21 protein-coding genes are annotated in these 19,993 nt (G+C 48.1%); 16 read left to right on the forward strand and 5 right to left on the reverse strand.

Going from position 1 to position 19,993, the window contains the following annotated elements:
- Positions 1 to 1,074, forward strand: a complete 1,074-nt coding sequence (locus tag DEV76_RS06850) for a TraR/DksA family transcriptional regulator (protein WP_109696432.1) — start codon at positions 1 to 3, stop codon at positions 1,072 to 1,074.
- 87 nt (positions 1,075 to 1,161) lie between these two features.
- Here DEV76_RS06850 and rhuM read toward each other — a convergent pair whose 3' ends face one another.
- Positions 1,162 to 2,157, reverse strand: coding sequence for a RhuM family protein (rhuM, locus tag DEV76_RS06855; protein WP_109696434.1), 996 nt, complete (start codon positions 2,155 to 2,157; stop codon positions 1,162 to 1,164).
- 495 nt (positions 2,158 to 2,652) lie between these two features.
- Positions 2,653 to 4,194, reverse strand: a complete 1,542-nt coding sequence (locus tag DEV76_RS06860; RefSeq protein ID WP_109696436.1) for a glycosyltransferase — start codon at positions 4,192 to 4,194, stop codon at positions 2,653 to 2,655.
- Positions 4,195 to 4,365: 171 nt separating this feature from the next.
- On the opposite strand from DEV76_RS06860, the gene rbfA reads away from it, so the two are divergent.
- Both rbfA and DEV76_RS06870 read left to right on the forward strand, forming a co-directional pair.
- Entirely contained in the window at positions 4,366 to 4,734 is a 369-nt protein-coding gene (rbfA, locus tag DEV76_RS06865) for a 30S ribosome-binding factor RbfA (protein WP_109696720.1), read from the forward strand.
- A gap of 17 nt (positions 4,735 to 4,751) precedes the next feature.
- On the forward strand, positions 4,752 to 5,987 hold the full coding sequence (locus DEV76_RS06870) for an FtsX-like permease family protein (protein ID WP_109696438.1): 1,236 nt from the start codon (positions 4,752 to 4,754) through the stop codon (positions 5,985 to 5,987).
- Positions 5,988 to 6,416: 429 nt separating this feature from the next.
- Here the strand turns inward: DEV76_RS06870 and DEV76_RS06875 are convergent, their stop codons facing one another.
- Positions 6,417 to 7,253 carry a transketolase gene (locus DEV76_RS06875; protein ID WP_109696440.1) on the reverse strand — a complete coding sequence of 279 codons (837 nt, stop codon included), beginning with the start codon at positions 7,251 to 7,253 and terminating at the stop codon, positions 6,417 to 6,419.
- 153 nt (positions 7,254 to 7,406) lie between these two features.
- Between DEV76_RS06875 and DEV76_RS06880 the strand changes: the two genes are divergently transcribed.
- Both DEV76_RS06880 and frr read left to right on the forward strand, forming a co-directional pair.
- Positions 7,407 to 8,570, forward strand: coding sequence for a glycosyltransferase family 4 protein (locus DEV76_RS06880; RefSeq protein ID WP_109696443.1), 1,164 nt, complete (start codon positions 7,407 to 7,409; stop codon positions 8,568 to 8,570).
- 95 nt (positions 8,571 to 8,665) lie between these two features.
- On the forward strand, positions 8,666 to 9,229 hold the full coding sequence (gene frr, locus DEV76_RS06885; RefSeq protein ID WP_109696446.1) for a ribosome recycling factor: 564 nt from the start codon (positions 8,666 to 8,668) through the stop codon (positions 9,227 to 9,229).
- Between the two features lie 48 nt (positions 9,230 to 9,277).
- On the opposite strand, the gene DEV76_RS06890 is transcribed toward frr, so the two are convergent.
- Positions 9,278 to 10,144, reverse strand: coding sequence for a DMT family transporter (locus DEV76_RS06890; protein WP_198651964.1), 867 nt, complete (start codon positions 10,142 to 10,144; stop codon positions 9,278 to 9,280).
- Positions 10,145 to 10,209: 65 nt separating this feature from the next.
- Here DEV76_RS06890 and DEV76_RS06895 point away from each other — a divergent pair, with 65 nt between their 5' ends.
- From DEV76_RS06895 to DEV76_RS06945, 11 genes are all read left to right on the forward strand, one after another.
- A complete protein-coding gene (locus tag DEV76_RS06895; RefSeq protein WP_109696448.1) occupies positions 10,210 to 10,983 on the forward strand; it encodes a PPK2 family polyphosphate kinase in 774 nt (257 codons plus the stop codon).
- Positions 10,984 to 11,038: 55 nt separating this feature from the next.
- Positions 11,039 to 11,413 (forward strand): large-conductance mechanosensitive channel protein MscL, encoded by a 375-nt coding sequence (gene mscL / locus DEV76_RS06900; protein ID WP_109696449.1) that lies wholly within the window; start codon positions 11,039 to 11,041, stop codon positions 11,411 to 11,413.
- 79 nt (positions 11,414 to 11,492) lie between these two features.
- Positions 11,493 to 12,440: a DUF3078 domain-containing protein gene (locus DEV76_RS06905; protein ID WP_109696450.1), complete on the forward strand. Its 948-nt coding sequence runs from the start codon at positions 11,493 to 11,495 to the stop codon at positions 12,438 to 12,440.
- 66 nt (positions 12,441 to 12,506) lie between these two features.
- On the forward strand, positions 12,507 to 13,295 hold the full coding sequence (locus DEV76_RS06910) for a segregation and condensation protein A (protein ID WP_109696452.1): 789 nt from the start codon (positions 12,507 to 12,509) through the stop codon (positions 13,293 to 13,295).
- A 5-nt stretch (positions 13,296 to 13,300) separates the two neighbouring features.
- Positions 13,301 to 14,203, forward strand: a complete 903-nt coding sequence (locus DEV76_RS06915; RefSeq protein ID WP_109696455.1) for a helix-turn-helix domain-containing protein — start codon at positions 13,301 to 13,303, stop codon at positions 14,201 to 14,203.
- A gap of 135 nt (positions 14,204 to 14,338) precedes the next feature.
- On the forward strand, positions 14,339 to 15,217 hold the full coding sequence (locus DEV76_RS06920; protein WP_109696457.1) for a pirin family protein: 879 nt from the start codon (positions 14,339 to 14,341) through the stop codon (positions 15,215 to 15,217).
- Positions 15,218 to 15,274: 57 nt separating this feature from the next.
- Positions 15,275 to 15,802, forward strand: a complete 528-nt coding sequence (locus DEV76_RS06925) for a YceI family protein (protein ID WP_109696459.1) — start codon at positions 15,275 to 15,277, stop codon at positions 15,800 to 15,802.
- Positions 15,803 to 15,827: 25 nt separating this feature from the next.
- Complete coding sequence (locus DEV76_RS06930; protein ID WP_109696461.1) at positions 15,828 to 16,457, forward strand: NAD(P)H-dependent oxidoreductase; 630 nt, start codon at positions 15,828 to 15,830, stop codon at positions 16,455 to 16,457.
- A gap of 117 nt (positions 16,458 to 16,574) precedes the next feature.
- Positions 16,575 to 16,985, forward strand: coding sequence for an OsmC family protein (locus DEV76_RS06935; RefSeq protein WP_109696463.1), 411 nt, complete (start codon positions 16,575 to 16,577; stop codon positions 16,983 to 16,985).
- A 158-nt stretch (positions 16,986 to 17,143) separates the two neighbouring features.
- Positions 17,144 to 17,857, forward strand: a complete 714-nt coding sequence (locus tag DEV76_RS06940) for a pirin family protein (protein WP_109696466.1) — start codon at positions 17,144 to 17,146, stop codon at positions 17,855 to 17,857.
- 175 nt (positions 17,858 to 18,032) lie between these two features.
- The gene (locus tag DEV76_RS06945) at positions 18,033 to 18,410 is read left to right on the forward strand and encodes a hypothetical protein (protein WP_109696468.1); all 378 of its coding nucleotides are present in this window, start codon (positions 18,033 to 18,035) and stop codon (positions 18,408 to 18,410) included.
- A 12-nt stretch (positions 18,411 to 18,422) separates the two neighbouring features.
- On the opposite strand, the gene DEV76_RS06950 is transcribed toward DEV76_RS06945, so the two are convergent.
- Entirely contained in the window at positions 18,423 to 19,970 is a 1,548-nt protein-coding gene (locus tag DEV76_RS06950; protein WP_109696470.1) for a PAS domain-containing protein, read from the reverse strand.
- Between the last annotated feature and the right edge of the window lie 23 nt (positions 19,971 to 19,993).

A 19,993-nucleotide genomic window follows, 5' to 3' on the forward strand; every position in this document is an offset into this window, starting at 1 on the left:
ATGGCAACAAAGAAGAAGGTTGCTGGTAAGACTATCAAGAAGGCGGCTCCTGCGAAGAAAGCGGTAGCAAAGAAAGTGGCAGCGCCTAAGAAGGCGGCGGCCAAAGCTGCCCCTGTGAAAAAGAAGCCGGCTGCTGCGCCTAAAAAGGCAGCGGCGAAGAAACCCGCGGCTAAAGTTGTGAAACCTGCTCCGAAGAAAGCTGCAGCTAAGAAAGCGGCAGTGAAAGCATCCCCTTCCAAGAAAGTTGCGCCGGCAAAGAAACCGGCGGTTGTTGCCAAGAAAGCGGCTCCTGTCGTGAAGAAAGCGGCTGTTAAAGCTGCTCCCGCAGCGAAAAAGGCCGTAGTGGCGAAAGCCCCGGTAAAGAAACTGGTGAAGGCCGTTACCGTTAAAGCGGTGCCGGTACCTGCACCCAAATCCAAAAAGGCACCTGCAACTAAAACGGTGGTTGCCGAAAATGGGCCGATTATTGCTAAACCCGTAGAAAAAGTAGATATAATGGCAAAGAGCAAACAGGAAAAATCAGAAAAGGAGCCGGTAAAGAAGGCCAAAGCAGAAGAGCCTGCGAAACGGGTTGCTGAGAGACCTTCTGGAAAAACGACTTCCCGCTCAGCCGGAAGCTCCCGTTCGTCCGCTAAAGCCGTGGCTTATGTACCGGAATTCACGAAATCCGTACTCGATCAGCCCGATGCACCCGCAGGCCCTACTTATCGCTATAGCGATCCTGAGCTGCTGGAATTCAAGGAAATTATCCTGAAGAAACTGGAAGCAGCCAAGAAAGAACTGGTTTTCCTCCAGGGTCTTATCACGCGCAAAGACGAAGCCGGTACTGATGATACCGAAAACAAATACATGAGTATGGAAGACGGCTCCGGTTCCCAGGAACGTGAGCAGCTCAACCAGATGGCAAGCCGCCAGATTCAGTTTATCGATCACCTCGAGAAAGCACTCGTTCGTATCGAAAACAAAAGCTACGGCATCTGCCGCGAAACCGGTAAGCTCATCGAAAAAGCCCGTCTCAAAGCAGTTCCGCATGCTACCCTCAGCATCGAAGCGAAACTCGCCAAAAGCAAATAACCGAAAAGCAAAAAATAATAGAAAGGCTGTCCGTCTGGACAGCCTTTTTTATTTGACTGCCGTTATGCATCAGCGTGAGCCATACAATCAATTGTTTGCATTGATCAGGTTGGCCACTACACTTACCATCACATCTTTATCATCCGGATTGCTTTCTGCAATCATTAATGTAAGCGCCACCAAAGCATTATCCGCTATCCGCCTGGAGCCATCCTTATTGTACAGGATATGGTTCTTGTCCATATACCAGACAAACATAAAAGCAGCAATACGCTTATTGCCATCTGTGAAAGAATGATTCTTTACGATGAAATACAATAAATGCGCTGCTTTCTCTTCTATACTCGCATATAGATCGCGCCCGTCAAACGTTTGATGGATAGCAGCGATAGAACTGCGGAAAGATGCATCTTTCTCATTACCGAAGAGCGCAGCGCCGCCAACGCTATCCTTCAATGCTGCTATTGCCTGCATAGCCTCTTCATAAGTTGGAATAAAGGATGGCCCCGGCCGTACGTTCTCCAGCGTCAGCGTCCGGTGATCGTACCGGTCCAGTATTTCCAATGCATACGCATATGATTTGATTACACGGATTAAATCGGTAGTTTCATCATTGGATAACTGGTTTGTCTCCAGCAGTTTTCCCATTAAATGGATGGTGTTCGTTAAAGTTGTCAGATTCTCGGGCTGCCTGCGGAGCTTTTGTTCATTCAGGACATAGCCACTTAACATATACGCTTTGAGTACTTTGTTTGCCCAAATCCTGAATTGAGTACCCCGCAAGGATTTTACCCGGTATCCCACTGAAATAATCACATCCAGGGAGTAGCGTATTGTTTTACGTTTGATAGATCTGGCGCCTTCTTTTTGAACTATTAAGTTTTCCTTAATAGTTGACGGCTTGTCTAATTCTTTGGAAGCATAGATTTTGTTTAAATGAATGTTGATATTTGGAATTGTTGTGTCAAACAATTCCGCCATTTGTAGTTGAGTGAGCCATACGGTTTCATCTTCAACAGTTACTTCAAGACAAATATTCTTGTCTTCAGTTTGATAAAAAATAACAGGATCTTGATGTTTCATTTTTTAAGGTGTTTGTTAACAGATTTGTTGTTCATTAGCTTTCGTTCAATTAGTTCCAATGTTTCAAACACGATGCGGTCAAAGATCAGCCTGTTGAGCTGTGTGATGGTCCGGGCTAACGTTCGTGACCAATTCCGGTTACGATAAAAGACAGGGCCGCCCGGAAGAGCAACCCCTTCTTCATTTTGCTATTGTAATCCCGGCATATCGCAGGATTCCGTTAAGCGATGAGTAAACAGTAGTGTAATTAATTGCGTTGAAGGAAATTTGAGACCGTGAGAGCACGGCCTCCTCGGTTAATCCCATGTGATGATGATGTAGTTAGCATTCATCAAAATCAACACAGCGAAACTAACGAGTAATGTAACCCGACAGTGAAAAAAAGGGTGAGAATATATCAGTGCGGGAAGAGGATTTCTCCGAATTTCGGAGAAACTAAAAAACGCTTCCCCGTTTGGACGGAGAAGCGTTTAAAAATATGGGTTCAAATATTTGTTATGCGGGCTTCAATGCTTTTTCATCACAGTCGGGTGAGCCGCTGAATGCTTTCTTCACCTGCCTTGCAGCAAGGTATAAAAGGCCTGCTGTGGCAATGGCTGCCAGGCTTCCCAATCCGATGTTTACTGCCTGGCTCTTCGTTGGCCAGCGTTTATTAACACGCTCAGGACTAGCCTGTGCAATGTCCAGTAACGGCGCCATACAATTATCTTCTATTACTTTATCAGCCACCGTAGCTGCTTCTACATATTGTGGATGATACGCCACACCAATGCCCGCATCCTGCAACAGTTCAGCATCGGTTTCACCATTGCCTACATAAATGATATTCTGCGACTGGATGTGGTATTTATCCGAAATGTACCGGAGGATATTGCTCTTGCAATATTGTGTGTTACCGTTTTTACCATTGAGGAAATAATCGGGTACAGTGATTTCTCCGGTAGCTACACTGTGAACAAGGTGCATTCGGTTGGCAAATGCGAAATCCGCTCCCAGCTTGTTTTTCATGTGATTGGCAACACATTCGAACCCATCAGTAATAAACCCGCATATATATCCGCGCCGCTTGAGTTCGCGGATTACATGCCGGATATCCGGCGTTACGGGAATAGCATCGGCCACCTCCAGCAACTCTGCAAGGTTGCGCCCCTGGAAGAGGGCGGCACTGCGCGTGAGTATGGAAAGCGGATCGGTATAATGTTGCAGTACCTGCACGAGGGAGTCTTCCTGATCAAACGCGGCTGCAGCAGTAAACAGGTAGTTTTCCCGGAAAATGGTTTCGTCGAGGTTAAAGATTACCATCTTCTGCAGCTTGTCGATCGATTCGAGAATGGAATACTCCATTTGCTCGCGGATGATGTTGATATTACCCAGTGTTTCGAGATTCTGCTGCGGAATGCTTTCTGCTTTACGAAGAATGGTACGGCTAACTTCACGGCTCATTTTACTGAGCTGTTCCCATGTTTGCATCGCGTTCTCAAGCCGGCCGATGTTGACTTCGCTGATACGGGCACCCATCAGGTGCATGTCAATCAGCAACCCTATGTCTACCCCGTAATCATTTTCAAAATGCACCTGTTGCAGCATATGCTTGCGGGCGGCTATCATACCACTCAGCGGTTGGTTAAAGTGCGCCAGTTCCGGGAACAGGATACTCAGCAGCGGTTTGGCAACCAGCTGTGTTACACGGCCCGCCTGGCGCTCAAAGTATGACTTGGTGAAATCGGCTTCATCATTTACGATAGCATCTGTCAGCAGCTCCACCATGTTATCAGGGTAGGTGAGGATATCACCGTCCACATACATGATGATATCATGTTTGGCTGCCATCATTCCTTCGCGCATGGAAATTCCTTTTCCGCGCTGGCTGCTGGTAATAACACGCACCCGTTCCTTGAGGGCTTCGTCTACCGTATTATCGGTGGAGTTGTCATCAACTACAATAATTTCTATGGTTCGGGAAGTTTTTCGGATGGTTCGGATAACCTGCCGGATGGTTGCGCCCTCATTGAGCACGGGTATAACGACTGAAATCATAGGCGTCAATAATGGTTTTTGTGAACAATTACAGTGCCCTGTGGCAGGCACTTGTCCCCAAAAATGATACCATAATGGGAGAGGGCCTGCGTGAGAACCGCTAAAAAAAGGCTAATTTTACATCACATCAGGCTTTGGATGCATGGATTGTTCAGCTTAAACGGTGTATATATGCAAGAAACAAAAAGACAAAAGCAGGTAGGACAGCTCGTGCAGCAAGAGCTCAGCGATATTTTCACCCGCATGGGCTTTAACGTGACAGAAGGAGGAATGATTTCCATTTCTTCGGTGAAGATGACGCCCGATTTGCTGGAAGCACGTGTTTACCTGAGCATGTTCCAGATTAAGAATCCTGTTGAAATGCTGGGGCGTATGAATGAGCGCATGAGTGAGATCCGCCGTGATCTGGGAAACCGGGTAGGCAAGCAATTGCGCCGTGTGCCGGAACTTACTTTCTTCCTCGATGATACGCTCGATCATGTGTTCAAGATGGAAGAGCTGTTCAAAAAGATCAATGACGATAAACCTCAGCAACCCTAATCCGCGTTCCCTCCCGCATGATCTGGCAGTTCGCTACACGCTATTTCCGCGCCCGTAAATCCACCACCGCGATTAATATCATCGCATGGGTGAGTATGAGCGCTATTGCTGTGGGTACCGCAGCCCTTATTACCGTGCTCAGTGTATTCAACGGATTTACTGGGCTGGTTAAATCACTCTACTCTTCCTTCTACCCCGATCTGCGTGTGGTTCCCGCCACCGGCAAAACTTTCATGCTTACCCCTGAGCAGCTGAAGCAGATCGCTACTGTGCCGGGTGTTGCCCATATATCTGCAACAGTAGAAGAAAAAGCCGTAGTGATCAACGGGGAAAACAAGAAACAGACCATCGCCGTTATTAAAGGTGTTGACAATAACTTCACACAGGTTGCCAAAGTGCAGGATAAAATGGTGACCGGTGCATATTCTTTGCGCGATTCCAGCGGCCCGCTTGCAGTAATGGGGCTTGGTGTGGAAATGGGCCTTGGCGTGAATGTGGAGCAAAGCCGTGTGCCTTTAAGTATTTATATGCCCCGCCGTGATGAAGCTGCTTTCAGTGCAGTAATGCCCGATCAGTCTGTAGCTTCCGGCACCGTGTTCCCTTCCGGTTCATTCGCCATCCAGCAGGAATTCGACAGTAAATACATACTGGTGGATATTAAATTCCTGCAAAACCTCCTCGATATGCAGCCCGGCGAAATGACGGCCGTGGAGATAGCTTTGCAAAAAGGCGCCCGGGAAGGCAGCGTACAAAATGCCCTGGAAGAGTTATTGGGTGAAGGAGTAAAAGTTCAAACACGGGTACAGCAGCATGCCACAATTTACAACGTGATGCAGGTAGAGAAGTGGGTGACGTACGTGTTCCTTAGCTTTATCTTAGTGATCGCAGCATTTAATATGATCGGCTCGCTGTCGATGCTGGTAATAGAAAAACAGAAAGATATCACCATTCTCAAAGCCATGGGTGCCCGGTCGGCCACCATCAGGAGGATATTCCTCGCCGAAGGCCTTCTCATTGCCGGAGCCGGAAGTATTATAGGATTTACCCTGGCTATTATAATTTGTCTTGTGCAACAGCACTTCGGCCTCATCAAGCTGGGCGGGGGTACCTTTCTCATAGATGCATTCCCGGTAGAGATGCATTTGAATGATTTCGTATTGGTGGCTATAACGATTCTGGTAATCGGAACGCTGGCGAGCTGGTACCCGGCACACCGTGCTGCAAGGCAAACAATCTCCCTCAAAGCAACATAGCTTGTCATTTAATCGCATTCAGGGCGGTTATGTGCCAATTTTTACTTTCCCAAATTGTATTTTGATCTAAACCGAATGCATGCTGAGTGCTTGCTAAGTGCATGCTGAGTGCTTGCTAAGTGCTTGTTAAGTGCATGAATACTGCATGCTGAGTGCATCCTGAGTGCTTGTATAGTGCTTATTTAGTCCTTGAAAACCTTTTGAATACTCCTTGTCGTTAACTCGTACTTAGCATGATATTAACTTGAATAAGCTTGTAAAGCCTTAGGGGATTAATTGTAATGATAGGGGAGTAAAGCAACAGTATCACATCCGTTTTGGCAGGAGGATGTTTATATTGACTGCTGAAATTCAGTTACTTGTGATACATTTTCATAAAAAAAGCGTACCGGTTGGTACGCTTTTCTTTTATGCGGAAATTGCTTGTTATTAGTAATCACCGAGTGTTTCGGGCAATTGCGCCAGTGCTTTAGCGAGCTGCTCGTTGTTGGGAGCAATACCATGCCACTCGTGGGAACCCATCATAAAATCAACTCCTGCACCCATGATGGTTTTCATGAGGATAACAATGGGCTGGCCTTTACCGGTGAGGCTTTTAGCCTTTTCGAGGGTGGCAACCACATCATCCATGTCATTTCCGTTCATGGTGAGTACTTTCCAGCCGAAGGAGAAGAATTTGGCATCGAGGTCGCCGAGGCTCATCACTTTATCGGTAGGACCGTCGATCTGCTGGCCGTTGTAATCCACGGTAGCGATGAGGTTATCGATTTTGTGGTGGGCGGCAAACATGATAGCTTCCCAATTCTGGCCTTCCTGGAGCTCGCCGTCGCCATGGAGGGAGTAAACGATTTTGCTGTCGTTATTGAGTTTCTTAGTGAGGGCGGCGCCGCAGGCAACGCTGAGGCCCTGACCGAGGGAGCCGGAGGCTACACGAACGCCGGGAAGGTGTTCATGGGTGGTAGGGTGACCCTGCAGGCGGCTGTCCAGTTTACGGAAAGTAGCCAGCTCAGGCACCGGGAAATATCCGGAACGGGCGAGGGCGCTGTAGAAGACGGGGGAAATGTGTCCGTTGGAGAGGAAAAACAGGTCCTGGTTTTTACCGTCCATTTCAAAGGGCACGGGCTGGTGCTCCATAACCTTGAAATACAGGGCCGTAAAATAGTCCGTACAACCGAGCGATCCACCCGGATGGCCGCTTTGTACGGCATGTACCATTCTAACGATGTCCCGCCTGATCTGGGAGGCTATATCTTTCAGTTCTGGCATGATAATTGGCATTTTTAACTCCGCAAAAGTAATAAGAAATTCCCCGCTTTTTCAGTGATTATATGATTTTTTGAAATTGGGCGAAAGTCGGGCCGTGAAATTTCTTGATACACATATCGCTGAATTCAATATCTTTGCACGACAACCCCCCGTATGGAGAATGTAATTATCGCAACTATCCTGAGTTTCGTTATAACCTACTTTGCTATCCCGGTGTTGATCCGGGTGGCTGAACTGAAGCACCTTTATGACGAACCGGACGAGCGCAAATCGCATAAAGTACGAATTCCCACGCTAGGTGGCCTGGGCTTCTTTGCAGGTTTCATATTGGCTTCCGCCGTATGTGTACCATCCAAAGATAGTTTCCCCCTGCAGTATCTGCTGGCCTCCTTCTTCGTGATCTTTTTCGTAGGAATGAAAGACGACCTTGTAGGGCTGTCTCCTGTCAAGAAACTGGTAGGACAGCTGGTGGCCGCCTTTGCCATTATTTACCTTGGTAATCTCCAGATTTCCAACATGTACGGCTTCCTTGGAATAGAAGAACTTCCTTATCATTTCAGCCTCCTCCTCACTTACTTCACCTTTATCGTTGTTATCAACGCCTTTAACCTGATTGACGGGATCGACGGGCTGGCTGGCAGCATCGGGCTGGTAGTAGCTGCAGTACTGGGCGCTTATTTCCTGTTTGCCAACGAACTCCTGTATGCCGTAATGGGCTTCTCACTCGCGGCTGGCCTTGCAGGCTTCCTTATCTATAATATTACTCCCGCTCGCATTTTCATGGGTGATACCGGCTCACTGCTGGTTGGCCTTGTTAATGCTACCCTGATAGTCAAGTTTATTGACGTTGCAGGCAACCCTGCCGGCGCCATGCCCTTACAGGCAGTACCCGCCATCGCATTTGCCGTGCTGATCATACCCCTGTTCGATACACTGCGTGTATTCACCATCCGTATGGCCCGTGGGCGCAGTCCTTTTACGGCCGACCGTCACCACATCCACCACTACATGCTTGCATTGGGGCTTAGCCACCGTCAGGCAACCGGTGTGGCAGTGGTTTCCAACATTGCATTTATTCTACTCGCATATAACCTCCAGGGCATCGGCACTACCGCGCTGCTGTTTCTGGTAGGGGGCCTGGCGCTGGGGGGCACATCTGTGCTCTTCGTCCTTAAGCGCCGTAAAGAAATCGCTGCAGAACAAGCTGCCGCTGCGCTCGCATTTGCTGCAGAACAAGCTGCTTCCGAAGTTCAGGCTGCTATTTCCAAGCCCAAAATCCTTCGCGTCAATACCGAAACTGTTATGCAGGACAAATAGTTCTGTTTTGCTTTGGCTCCATGCTTACGATCGTCGGTCCTTTGACGATTAAAAGATTTCATGTAGGTTTGCAAGCACTTTAAGTAAATATTCTTATGCAAGACGAACTTAATTTAATTCTGGACGACGCGAAAGATTCCATGCAGAAAGCAATTTCCCACCTGGAAGCAGAGCTCACCAAAATACGCGCCGGTAAAGCCAATCCTGTGATCCTTGATGGCATCACTGTAGATTATTATGGCGCACCTACCGCCCTCAACCAGGTTGCCAACGTAGCCGTTGCGGACGCACGTACCCTCACCATCCAGCCTTGGGAAAAGAATATGCTGCAGGCTATTGAAAGAGCCATCATCGCTTCCAATATCGGCCTCAATCCTCAGAACGATGGTCTGATCATCCGCCTCTTCCTCCCCCCGCTTACCGAAGAGCGCCGTAAAGAACTGGTGAAGAAAGTTAACGGAGAAGGTGAACACGCTAAAGTAGCCATCCGCAACATCCGCCGCGATGCTATTGAAGCCATCAAAAAATTGCAGAAAGACGGGTTAAGTGAAGACACCGCTAAAGATGCTGAAGCTGGTGTACAGGATCTGACAGACAAACACATTGTGCTGGTAGATAAGCATTGTGCGCAGAAAGACAAAGAGATCATGGCTATTTAATCCATGCCCATTATATTGAGAAGAGACAGGTGATTGCCTGTCTCTTTTTTATTTCCGGTTAACGAGGTATACCCCGCTCATAATCACGCCCAGGCATACCACCTGCCAGATGTTTACAGATTCTCCTGCTAACAGCCCCCAGCCAATAGCCACCACCGGCAAACCATAGGTAACCATGCTGGCGAAAATAGCTCCGGCAGAGCGGATCAGCTGGTAAAAGAGGAGAGAAGCAATACCTGTTCCTATAAGGCCAAGGGTGCAACTGGCTGCGAGGCTCATCCAGGGCTGCTCCGTCTCCCGGAATGTAGTGCCGAAATTGCTCAGCAGCAGCACCGGCAGGGCAAAGAGCCCCATAAAGAATAGGGAGATTGATACCAGCTGAAGGCTCTGAAACTCCTTCAGGTAATGATGCACCAATGCAATATTAAGCCCGTAACAGGCAGTAGCCAGGATCACCAGGAAGCCGTAATACCAATAAGCATTCGCACCCACCCCTTTTACCAGGAATAACAAAATTACCCCGGCAAAACCGATCATCAGTCCCATTACCTGCCGCTTCAGAACGGGGGCGCTAAACAGCGCCAGACTGAATATAAGCGCGAACACCGGAGTGAAGGAATTGAGCATACCAGCCAGCGAACTGTCTATCCGGGTTTCGGCTATACAGAACAAATAAGCCGGAATTCCGTTACCTAATAAACCGGACAGAATTATTACAGGTATTTTGGAGGTGGGGGTTTGCCGGATAAACTTTAAAAAGAAGGGCAGCAGCGCCAGTCCTGCGGAGATCAGCCGGATGCTCGCCACCTGGTAGGGGGAAAAAGAAGTAAGTCCCAGTTTCATGAGGATAAACGAACTGCCCCATGTGAGAGACAGGAGCAGGAAAATCCCCCAGTTCATTAGACGTTGGTTCATAGTGAGGCAAAGGTACCGATTCCGATTTTTGCCAATGTTAAAGTATATTAAGAAAAATTCAACATATGCCATCGATCCGTCTTGCCGACATCCCGACTACCGCTCCTAAAAAGTTAGATAAGGAGCAAACGAAGGAAGAGATGATCCTCATCCTCAAAGAACTCGACGAATTACAGAACCTGCTGTATGCCGAGCACAAGCATAGTTTACTCGTTGTACTGCAGGGGATGGATGCCAGCGGGAAAGATGGTGTGATCCGTGATGTATTCGGAACCATGAACCCTATGGGGGTGCTTGTGCAGCCATTCAAAGCCCCTACTGCCCAGGAGGCCGATCATGATTTCCTGTGGCGTATTCACCAGCATGCCCCGGCCAAAGGGATGATCCAGGTATTTAACCGGTCTCATTACGAAGATGTGCTGGTGCAGCGGGTGCATAAATGGGTGGATGAAGATGTGATCACAAAGCGTTTCTCCGCTATTAACGATTTCGAGAAACTATTGCGCGACCACAACAGCACGCATATTCTCAAATTCTACCTCCATGTATCGCCCGAGGCGCAATGGAGCCGGCTGGAGGAACGTACGCAGGACCCGCGTAAAATGTGGAAGTATAATGAGAAGGATTTTGCTGAAGCGAAACTTCATAAAAAGTACCAGAAGGCATATGATGATGTATTCAGGCATTGCAGCAAAATTCCATGGATCATTGTACCCGCAGATCATAACTGGTACAAAGAATACCTGATTGCAAAAACGGTGAGGGATACACTGAAATCGCTGAAAATGAAGTTCCCCCGGTTACCGAAAAACAAAAATAATCAGGATGTCAAACCATAATTCTGTAAAATTGCACTGTATTTCAATCCTTTTCTAACCTTCAAAACCTTTGCGTATGTCTTTTTTCGGTGAGTTTAAAGCCTTTGCCATGAAGGGGAATGTGATCGATCTGGCTGTGGGTGTTGTTATCGGCGCTGCTTTCGGTAAGATCGTGAATTCCCTGGTGGAATCGATAATCATGCCGGTTGTTGGTATCCTTATTGGCAAAGTAGATTTCAAAAGCCTCATGGCTAAAGTGGGAGATGCGGAAATTAAGTATGGATTGTTCATCCAGGCTACAGTAGAATTTATTATAGTCGCATTTGCCATTTTCCTCGTGGTTCGCACAATCAACCGATTCAAGAAAGAAGAACCAGCCCCTGCTGCACCTGCACTTACTACCTCGGAGCAACTCCTGGTGGAGATCCGCGACGAGCTCAAAAAACAATAACTTATCGATCTGATATGAACGGTTGGCCGGATTACTTCTGGTCAACCGTTTGCAATAATTGTATTCAACCGACTGTAACATGAAGCATCTTTCCTGTATCCTCCTCCTGGCGCTTTTTGCTTTTGCTGGCACAACCCGGGCGCAGGACCAAACATTTAAAAAACTGCGGGAAGAATCCGCGAAAGGGATCAAGAACACTGAAAAGGATACCACCGGCCGGCTCTGGCGTAAGGGGGGCTCTTTCGGAGTCAATTTCAATCAGGGATCACTCTCTAACTGGGCAGCCGGGGGCGATAAACTTTCGCTTTCCCTCCTTGGCACACTGAACGTATTTGCGAACTATAAGAAAGGCCGTCATTCCTGGGATAACAACCTCGATCTGGCTTATGGATATGTAAACACTACCAGCCTTGGCACCCGTAAAAGCGACGACCGTATCGACCTCACTTCAAAATATGGGTATGATATTGGCCGGAACTGGTACCTGAGTGGCCTTTTCAACCTCCGGACCCAGTTTACGGATGGTTATATTTACCCGACAGACTCTACCCGCGAATTCACTTCTACCTTCTTCGCACCGGCGTATATTGTTCTTTCCCCCGGTTTAGACTGGATGCCCAATAAGGAGTTTTCCTTATTTATGTCGCCTTTTACCGGCAGATGGATAGTAGTTCGCGATGAATACCTTTCCAGCAGAGGGGCTTATGGCGTTGATACAGGTAAACACGTAAAAAGCGAGTTTGGCGCCTACGTAACCGTTAACTGGAACAAGGAAATCGCCAAAAACATCACTTACAAGACCAAACTGGAGCTGTTTTCCAACTACAAGGAAAGGCCACAGAACATAGACATGTTCTGGACGAACATTATATCACTGAAAGTCAATAAGTTAATTAGCGCCAATATTTCGTGGGACATGATCTATGATGATGATGTGCGCGTATTCGAGAACAAGGAAACAGGCATTATGGGCCCACGGCTGCAGATTAAGCAGGTATTGGGCGTAGGGCTCACAGCCAAGTTCTGATCTCCCGGAATTTTGTTATTTTTGATAAACCTGTCGGCGCCTGCCGGCAGGTTTTATTGTTTTATTATGAGTGAACAGGACATTTACAAAATCAGTCTCCCGCAGTTCGAAGGCCCTTTCGATCTCCTGCTGTTCTTTATCGAGCGCGACGAGCTGGATATCTACAATATTCCCATCACTACCCTGACGAATGATTTTCTCCATTACATCCACCAGATGGAGCATCTCAATATCGAACTGGCCAGTGAGTTTATACTTTTCATTTCCACACTTATGCGCATCAAGGCTAAAATGCTTTTGCCGCGTAAGGAGCTGGATGAGGCTGGTAACGAGATCGATCCCCGTCAGGAGCTCGTGGATAAAATTCTGGAATACAAACGCTATAAAATAGCCGCCATAGAGATGGCTGAAATGGAAGCCGACAGAATGCTGGCCATGAAGCGGGGCAACATTCAGAAAGAGCTGGCTGAGATCGGGGAACTGACAAGTGAAGGCTCTGAAGTGCAGACGCTCACGCTCTTTAAGCTGACTAAAACCTTCGAGAAGGTTATGCAGCGCGTAAAAGAACGTTCCAATAAGCCACAGCACGTTGTGTACAAATATGATTACACGATGGAAGGCAGCCGCGAATATATGCTGGACCTTGCCCGTGCAGAAAAAACAATCGCTTTCGAAAAGATATTCGACCATTGTAAAGACCGCGTTCACGCCATCTTTCTGTTCCTTGGCATGCTGGAACTCGTGCAGGCCAAGTATCTCAGCATCATGGTAGGGGAAGGACGGAATAATTTTATCATTGACTTTGTGGATCCTGCCGACAGGCCCGAAGAAACAACGGTGGTTTTTGAAGACTAGTGAATATGGCAAGTAAGAAAGAACATATCGAAGTAGTGCCGCTGGCAGAATACGCACATGTGGCAGACGATGCCAATGAATTCAGCGTATCTACACTCTGCAGTTTGGGACCCGTGTTTTTCGAACACCAGGAAGCCCCTCACCGCCACGATTTCTATACCATATACTGGATCAAGAAAGGAGAACTTACCCATACCATTGATACCGTAACCCATGTGGTAAAACCGAACACCCTGTTCTTCCTCGCACCCGGACAGGTGCATCAGCTCAAATCTTCAGAGAAAATAGACGGTTATATGATCGCGTTCCATAATTGCATGATGTGCCCCGCAGGCTCGTCTGATATGGACCCGATCAAAAATGGCCTTTTCGTTAACGACGCATTCAGTTCCGTTATCCCTATCACCGATCCCGAAGTGGAAAGGGAAATAGACTGGATGGTGAACAGGATGATGGAAGAAGTAAATGCCCAGCGCCCCAACTACGCTTCCGCATTCCGTAACCTGCTGCAATATTTCCTTATCATTGCCAGCCGTCATGCGCCCAAGCCTGTCTCCCTTACGCCGGAATACCAGTCGAAGCATAACAGCGCCTTATTCATGACCTTTAAAGGCCTGATTGAGCAGCGGTATATGGAACTGAAGAATGTAAGCGACTATGCCGCACAGCTTCATATAAAACCCGTTTTGCTGAATGAAATCAGCAAACAGCTGTCGGGCATCACCGCCGGTGAGCATATCCGCAACCGCGTGATCCTGGAAGCACAACGCTACCTGTTTAATACCGACCTCACTGCAAAAGAGATCGCTTATAAGCTGGGTTTCGAAGATCCCCACTATTTCTCCCGCTTTTTCAAGAAATACACCAACCAAACTCCGTCAGAATTCAAGGAACTTGCAAAAGCATAGTTTTCCTGAACTAATCAGCTGAAATTCAGGAATATAGTTGCCGGTAGGAAAAAAGTACACCGATAACATCATTCTATCCATTTCGTATAGATGTTGTAACGCTTAATTTTGTGTTGTCTTTAAAAGGAGGCAAATATGACAACCACCACAAAGCAAGTAGCACACATTTACGAAGGCGCACAACCTCATATGGTAGGCGACGGATTCAGGGTTCAAAACCTGTTCCCCAACGGTAACCGTATGATTGGTAAGCAGTTGAGCCCGTTTTTCCTGTTGGATTATGCGGCCCCTCACTACTTCAGCCCTTCGGAAACACCCCGCGGAGTGGAAGAACACCCGCACAGGGGCTTCGAAACAGTCACGATCGCATATCAGGGTTCACTGGAGCACCGGGATTCCGGAGGTAACAGTGGTAAGATCGGCCCTGGCGATGTACAATGGATGACCGCCGGTTCAGGCCTGGTGCACGAAGAGAAGCACGCACATGATTTCACACTGAACGGAGGTACATTAGAAATGGCCCAGCTATGGGTAAACCTGCCTAAAGCGCATAAAATGGATGCGCCCCGTTACCAGGAAATCCTCAACACGAACATCCCGGTAATCGACCTTGGTAATGGCAGCTATGCCCGTATCATAGCCGGTGAATTCGATGGACAAAAAGGAGCGGCAAAAACTTTTACGCCTGTCAACTTGTTCGATATAAGGCTCACCGCCGGAACAGAAACTACCCTCCGCCTGCCAGATGGCTATAACACCGGAATCGTAGTACTGAAAGGAGAAATATCCATTAACGGTACGCATAATGCAAAAGGAGTAGAGATCGCAGTATTTGAACAGAAAGGAGAAGTGATCACGGTGAAAGCCACTACAGACGCAACTTTGCTGGTACTCAACGGAGAACCGATCCAGGAGTCCATCTTTGCTTACGGTCCGTTTGTGATGAACACCAAAGAAGAAATCATACAGGCTATAGACGATTATAATAACGGTAAAATGGGCCGGCTGAACTAACAACAACATCTGAACCTGAACATTATCATTCATAACAACACAAAAAAAATTAACACAATGGCAACCTGGAAAATTGACCCCGCGCACAGCGAAATCGAATTCAAAGTAAAACACCTCATGATCACCAATGTAACCGGGCACTTTGCTCAGTTCGATGCGACGGTGACGGCAGGTAAAGATGATTTCTCCGATGCAACCATCAGCTTCGATGCCGATGTAAACAGCATCAGCACCAAGAATGCACAGCGCGATGAGCACCTGAAAAGCCCCGACTTCTTCGATGCTCCCAACCATCCCAAACTGACTTTTACATCTACAGGAGTAGAAAAGAAAGATGCCGATACATTCGTACTGAAAGGCGACCTTACCATCCGTGGTGTTACCAAACCGGTGGCTTTGAATGTTGAATATTCCGGTGTTACGATTGACCCCTATGGCCAGACCAAAGCTGGTTTTGAGCTTACCGGGAAAATCAACCGGAAGGATTTTGGCCTGTCGTGGTCAGCCACTACAGAAGCCGGCGGCCTCGTGGTAAGTGATGAAGTACGTTTGATTGCAGCAGTGCAGATCATTAAACAGGCATAAACGAAAACATAAAAAAATACTGACAATGGATATTCTCGAGAAACTTAACTGGCGGTATGCCGTGAAGAAGTTTGATCCGGTGAAGAAATTGGAAGAAGCGCAGCTGTCAAGGGTACTGGAGGCTACCAGACTGTCAGCATCCAGCTATGGATTACAGCCTTATAAGATTATAGTGGTGAAAGATCCCGCAGTAAGGGAAGCGCTGAAGGCAGTATCCTGGAACCAGCCACAGATAACAGACGCCTCGCATCTTGTAGTCTTTGCACGGTACGACGAGCTGAACAATGAGCATGTGGAAAAATACATTGGCCGCATTGCGGGTACCCGTAATCTGGAAGCTAAGGACCTGGAAGGATTTGAAAATGTAATGAAGGGAACGGTGAATGGCCTCGATGAGAATGCCGCTGCTAACTGGACTTCCAAACAGGCCTACCTGGCCCTTGGAACCCTGCTTACAGCGAGTGCGGTGGATGGGATAGACGCCTGCCCCATGGAAGGATTCGATGCTGCTGCTTACGACAGGATTTTGGGACTGAAAGAAAAGAACCTGCGCACGGTAGTAGTAGCGGCGATTGGTTTCCGCGCAGCGGAAGACGGCATGCAGCATGCAAAGAAAGTGAGAAAACCCCTGGAAGATTTCGTGGAATTAGTGTGATAAACAGGTTGTCTGGGGTTTAAGGTAAACCGGGTGGAGCAATTCACCCGGTTTTTTTAATATGGATTCCTTAATTTTATTCTTCTATCGAAACATTTCACCCTAAATAGCTAATCAATGAAAAGATCCGCATCCGCCAACTGGCAAGGCACCGGTAAAGAAGGTAAAGGCACCGTGTCTTCCGACTCAGGCGTTCTGAAAGATACCCAGTATTCCTTCAGCAGCCGTTTCGAATCCGGCATCGGTACTAACCCGGAAGAGCTGATCGCTGCTGCACATGCAGGCTGCTTCACCATGAAGCTCAGCTTCGTAATCTCTGGTGCAGGCCTCACCCCTGGTAATATCGACACCAAGGCTACCGTAACTTTCGAGAACGGTGCCATCCCCGGCATCCACCTGGATGTTACAGCAAGCGTTCCCGGTCTGGACGCTGCGAAGTTTGCAGAAATGGCGGAAGATGCGAAAGCAAACTGCCCTATCTCCAAACTCCTCAACACGAACATTACGATGGACGCAAAGCTCGTTTAATCGTTTACGTTATTGACTTTACAAAGCCGGGCAATGGTTGCAGAAACCACGCCCGGCTTTCTTTTTATAAAAATTGTCCACCTTTTGCGCCATCGTGTCCATTGCCCGGCGATGTGTTTTTTCGGACTTTTGTATAAAGAAAAAAGGAGATCAATATTATGAAAACAACCATTCATCGTGCCGACAGCCGCGGCTTTGCTAATCATGGCTGGCTGCAGTCCAGCCACACTTTCAGCTTTGCCGGATACTACAATCCTGATCGCATTCACTTCGGTGCGCTCCGCGTACTGAACGATGATACGGTGAAGGGCGGCATGGGCTTTGGTGCGCATCCGCACGACAATATGGAGATTGTGAGCATTCCGCTGAGCGGCGCTTTAGAACACCGCGATACCACGGGCCGCCACAAAATCATTAACCAGAACGATGTGCAAATCATGAGTGCGGGATCCGGCATAGAACACTCAGAGTTCAACGCCAGTAAAACCGATCCGGTGAAATTCCTCCAGATCTGGCTCTTCCCGAAGAAGCGCGACATTGCACCCCGCTACGATCAGCAGACCTTTGAACCGGCAGACCGCCATAACAGGCTGCAAACCGTGGTAGCTCCGGAAGGAAGTAACGAAGGCCTCCCTATCAACCAGGACGCCTGGTTTTCGCTGGGGAACTTCGATAAAGGGCAATCCTTCAGCTACACACCTAAGAAAGCGGGCAATGGACTTTACCTCTTTGTGATCAGCGGAACCGTATCAGCAAGCGGAGAAAACCTCGGGCCGCGCGATGCAATAGCAGTTGAAGATTACAGCCAACTCGATGTTACAACATCCGAAGACGCAGCCCTGCTGCTGATGGACCTGCCCATGCTTGCATAGCTGATACCCACATAAAATACACTGCCCGGTGGAAAAAATCCACCGGGTTTTTCATGCCCCGCAACCAAAATCGTCGTAAATTAGAAGTGAAGATCACCCGTTGATTGGCATATTGAAACGAAAGCCTGGCCGAATGATGAACACGTCGTCATCCTGTCACTTTAATCAATATAACATGGAAGTACCAGCACAGTCCACCGACATCCAGGCACAGTTCTCCGCCTGGAAAGAAGAAGTAGATAATGTACGTTCCAGTTTACGTACCATGCGCGGAAAATTACAGGACATCGCCTCCTCACCGCAACCCAATTCTGAAAGATCCCTGGCGATAGAGCATTTTCAAAATCAGTTTATCCGGCAGCTGGAAGTAGCCGATGAAATGTACCACGACCTGAAGCAGTCTGCCAAGCATATGGGGCTCGGCAATCCGGCAATCATACATACAGACAGGCCTGTTGATGATTTAGGCAGCCTGCAGGACCGCATGCAAATTTTCCACAAACTTCATAATGAATTAGCCGGTGAATTTAACCGGTTTGAATCCTACGATTGAAACATCATCATATTACCGGTGATTCGTTTCATGTAGTTTATCCTGGATCTTATGCAGGGTAGCGTCCAGTTCTGTGCTGCATTCCCGCAGCATGGCCAGCAGCCTGTTGTTCAATACCGCATCGTTATTATCAAGGTCCAGCATGGCCATGATACCGAGGATAGAAGCCACCGGCTTTCGGATTTCATGGGAGTTGATCCGCGCAATCTCATGCAGCGTATCATTGTTTTCCTGTAATTGCCGTATAAAAGCAAGCCGCTCCGTAATATCCATCTGTATGCAGATATAATGCTGCAGCTGCCCGTTCGCATTGAGTACCGGGGTTATGTCTGATTTCACCCAGTAAGGTGTTCCGTTCTTTTTGTAATTCAGTATCTCTACATGGAATGCGGCTACCCGAGCCATCTTATTTTCTATTTCCAATACTGTTTCAGGATTAGTATCCGGCCCGCTGAGAATGTCTTTAACCCGCTTACCGGCAACATCTTCATGCGTATATCCGGTCATATTCCGGAAGCCCTCGTTCACCCAGCTGATCTGCCCGGCGGGGTTGAGGATGATTACACTGTTGATGGTGTAACTGGCTACGAGGCTTAGCATTTCTATTTCATGTTTCTGCCGTGTGCTTTCATCCACATCCTGGATAACGCCTACCATACGGATGGCCTGGCGCTGTTCATTGTAAATGATATATCCGCGGTCGTACACATATTTATAATGGCCGTCTGCACAGCGGAATCGGTAGGAAGCTTCCATCCTGTCTTTACAAAGCGTACAGGTGAATTCGAACAGCTGCATGATACGCGGCAGATCTTCCGGATGCACCCTTTCCTGCCACCATTCCAGGGTTTCCCCCACTTCACTGTCGCGGTACCCGAACAGGGAAACAGGGCCATGGTTCCGGGCTATGCGGTTTTGTTTGATATCGTAGTAGTATACGTAATCCGGCGTAATCTGCGCGAGCAGGTCGTATCGCGAACTGATATCTTTCGCTTCTATCATCTGCCGTACCTCTGCATCTATATCCAGTCCCATTACGATCCTGGCCTGTTTACCCCGGAAGAGGGTGGGGCGGGAGTGAAGCTCCACATAAAAGGTTTCTCCATTCTTACGGCGGTGCTGCCATATGCCGCGGTAGGCTGTGCTGAGGTCTGTACGCTTAACATCATCCATCATTTCGGGAATAGTACTGGGGTCGCGGATATCCAGCAGCGTCATCCGCCTGAATTCTTCCTGGCTGTAACCATACTTCTGCACAGCCGCTTCGTTCACGGCAAGGAAGCGGAGGCTTCCCCATTCATATACCCACATGGGCACAGGATGTTCGTTAAAGAACAGGCGGTAAGGCTCGTACATTTTCTCACCGGCGCGGAACACCCACTTCGCTGCGAGGAATACTATTATGCAGGAAAAGAGAAGGAAAGCGAAAAACAAAATGATGTCTGCATCGCTGCCCGGGAAGGAACCGGAAAGCAACGCACGGAGCGGCTTGTAAAGAATCCCCCAGAATATGCCTGCTGCCGCCAGGATGCCCGTAATTTTCAGGGCAGGTAAGCGCATCACATGAATTTAAGGGAAGTTAA

Source organism: Chitinophaga deserti (assembly GCF_003149455.1).
GTDB lineage: Bacteria > Bacteroidota > Bacteroidia > Chitinophagales > Chitinophagaceae > Chitinophaga > Chitinophaga deserti.